The organism is Bacillus sp. LR_5 (assembly GCF_042709275.1).
In genome coordinates this window covers 1-3249 of the sequence record NZ_JAVAXX010000466.1, presented here as the reverse complement: position 1 = coordinate 3249, position 3249 = coordinate 1, and the positions used below count along the sequence as shown (strand labels likewise).

General features: G+C 43.0%; 3 protein-coding genes. All 3 read left to right on the top strand.

Annotation, left to right across the window (positions count from 1 at the left end; genetic code table 11):
- Nucleotides 1-35 precede the first annotated feature (35 nt).
- Nucleotides 36-719 (top strand): two-component system response regulator YclJ, encoded by a 684-nt coding sequence (gene yclJ, locus RAC86_RS37130; protein WP_224912755.1) that lies wholly within the window; start codon nucleotides 36-38, stop codon nucleotides 717-719.
- Nucleotides 706-2127: a two-component system sensor histidine kinase YclK gene (gene yclK, locus RAC86_RS37125; protein WP_377886806.1), complete on the top strand. Its 1422-nt coding sequence runs from the start codon at nucleotides 706-708 to the stop codon at nucleotides 2125-2127. Before yclJ ends, yclK begins: the two co-directional genes overlap by 14 nt.
- A gap of 162 nt (nucleotides 2128-2289) precedes the next feature.
- Nucleotides 2290-3249, top strand: a 960-nt coding sequence (gene rapC / locus RAC86_RS37120; protein WP_377886804.1) for a response regulator aspartate phosphatase RapC, incomplete at its 3' end; no start/stop codon positions are given.

Here is a 3249-nt window from a genome sequence, read left to right as displayed (position 1 = left end):
TATATAAAAAAGCATCAAAACAACCGGAGGATATAATGAAAATATTAATGATAGAAGATAATGTTAGTGTATGTACGATGACGGAGATGTTCTTTTTTAAAGAAGGTTTTGAAGCGGAATTCGTTCATGACGGGTTAGAAGGGTACCAGCGTTTTACGGAAGAAAATTGGGATCTGATCATTTTGGATATCATGCTTCCATCTATGGACGGCGTGACCATCTGCAGAAAAATAAGAGAGACAAGCACAGTGCCGATTATCATGCTGACTGCCAAAGACACTGAATCAGATCAGGTCATCGGTTTTGAGATGGGGGCGGACGATTATGTCACAAAGCCGTTCAGCCCGCTGACATTGCTTGCCCGCATCAAAGCCGTCATCAGAAGATATAAGGCGACAGGCAAAGCAGTTATTGATGAAGATATGATCGAAACGGAATGCTTTACCATTAATAAGAAGACGAGAGAAGTATTATTAAACGGAGAGCCTGTAGAAAATCTCACGCCGAAGGAATTCGATCTGCTTTATTACCTTGTCCAAAATCCGCGGCAGGTGTTCTCAAGAGAACAGCTGCTTGAGCAGGTATGGGGCTATCAATTTTATGGAGATGAGCGGACGGTTGACGTTCATATCAAACGGCTGCGGAAAAAGCTTGCCAGCGAGGACAAGCCTTTCCTGTATACTGTGTGGGGAGTAGGGTATAAATTTGATGAAGATTAAATATTTATATCAGCTGCTGCTAAGCCATATCAGCATTTTGATTTTAGCGTTTGTCATTATCATTTCTCTGTTTTCCCACTTTGTGAAGGAATTTGCCTATCAGAACAAAGTAGAGGAATTGACGTCATATGCGGTGCAGATTGCAAATGAATTCCAATCCGGCCAGGTGGACATGCGCAGGCTCTATCCTTATCAGGACATGTTAAGCACAAGAAAGACGCAGTTTATCATCTTTAATGAAGAGCAGCAGCCTTATTTTCTTCCTGAAGGCTTTCATCACCCACCAAGGGAACAGCTGAAGAAATCAGAATGGAATAAGCTGAAAAAAGGGCAGACTGTCATGATCAGGGCAGATGGCCGTTTTGATGATGAAGTGTCCCTTGTGGCGCAGCCTATATTTGTTCAGAACGAATTTAAAGGCGCCGTTCTGCTGATTTCTCCGATCAGCGGTGTTGAACAGATGGTCAATCAGGTCAACCTCTATATGTTTTACGCTGTGATCAGCACGCTTGTGATTACGATTCTTGTGAGCTGGCTTCTGTCCAAATTCCATGTCAAGCGGATTCAAAAGCTGAGAGAAGCGACAGATAAAGTGGCTTCCGGCGATTATGACATCCATTTGGAAAACAGCTACGGGGACGAAATCGGCGTACTGGCGTCTGACTTTAATATCATGGCGAAAAAACTAAAGCAGTCAAGGGATGAAATCGATCGCCTTGAGAAGCGGAGAAGGCAGTTTATCGCTGACGTGTCACATGAATTAAAAACACCGCTGACGACGATCAACGGTTTGGTTGAAGGGTTGAACAGCCATACGATTCCTGAGGATAAGAAGGATAAATGCTTCTCGCTGATCAGTGAGGAAACGAAGCGCATGCTGCGGCTCGTAAAAGAAAATCTGGATTATGAAAAAATCAGATCCCAGCAAATCACCTTGAACAAGCTAGACGTTCCTCTGATCGAAGTGTTTGAAATCGTGAAAGAGCACTTGCAGCAGCAGGCGGAAGAAAAACAAAACAAGCTGATGATCCAGGTAGAGGATCACGTCATCGTACATGCCGATTATGACCGGTTCATTCAAATTCTGGTCAACATTACGAAAAACAGCATCCAATTTACGAAAAACGGTGACATTTGGCTGCGCGGAATGGAAGGTTATAAAGAGACGATTATTGAAATTGAAGACACGGGTATCGGCATTCCAAAAGAGGATATTGAGCATATTTGGGAGCGATTCTATAAAGCAGATATTTCAAGAACGAACACGGCATACGGTGAATACGGACTCGGTCTCTCGATCGTCAGGCAGCTCGTTGAAATGCACCAGGGCACAGTAGAAATCAAGAGTGAAGAAGGGAAAGGCACAAAGTTCATCATCCGCCTTCCTTTAACGGCAAAACAGCAATAGCATACAGGGCGGCGCATCAACTGATGCAGCCGCCTTTTTTGCACACCGCTTCGGTTTATTGCGTGCTCCCGAAAACAAAGATTGCGTGTTTTTCGGGTTGGGACGGTCTATAAACATGATAAAATATGACATAAACAGTTTTTGATGGGAGAGGGTGAAGGAATGAAGAGCGGGGTAATTCCTTCTTCAGCGGTCGGTCAAAAAATTAACGAGTGGTACAGATATATCCGGACATTCAGCGTGCCGGATGCCGAAGTGTTAAAAGCTGAAATCCAGCAGGAACTGAAACACATGCAGCATGATTCCAACTTGCTGCTTTATTATTCACTAATGGAATTCCGGCACCAGCTTATGCTGGATTATCTTGAGCCGTTAGAGAAATTAAATATCGAAGACCAGCCAAGCCTGTCTGAATTATCAAGAAACATTGACAGCAATCAGGCAGATCTCAAAGGGCTGCTCGACTATTACGTGAATTTTTTTCGCGGGATGTATGAGTTTGATAAGCGGGAATTTATTTCTGCCATTACATACTATAAACAGGCGGAGAAAAAGCTCTCCTTTGTCGCAGACCATATTGAACGGGCTGAATTCTATTTTAAAATCGCGGAAGCTTATTATTATATGAAGCAAACGTATTTTTCATTGATTAATATAAAAAACGCCTATGAAATTTACGTGGAGCAGGAAACCTATAATGTGAGAATCATTCAGTGCCATTTCGTGTTCGGGGTCAACCTGATGGATGAAAGAAATTTCGAACAAGCCGCACGCCATTTCAAATTGGCGCTCAATATGGCCCAAGCGGAACAAAAAGCCCAGCTGGTCGGAAGAGCATACTACAATCTCGGATTATGCTATTACAATCAAGACCTTTTAGGCCCTGCCATTGATTACTTTGAAAAAGCGGTCTCCACGTTTGAAAGCAGCAGGATCGTCAATTCTCTCCCGCAAGCCTATTTTTTAATCACCCTGATTTATTATAAACAGGGAAAACATGATAAAGCTTCGGAATATCACAAGCGGGGCTATGAATATGCTAAAGAAACAGACGATGCAGACTATGCCGTAAAATTCGAGTTTTTGCAATCCCTATATCAGGATCAGCCCAATGAAGAAGGA

Bases quoted from the DNA above. Each gene is read 5' to 3' on its own strand.
- yclJ (WP_224912755.1), top strand. From the start codon at position 36: ATGAAAATATTAATGATAGAAGATAATGTTAGTGTATGTACGATGACG.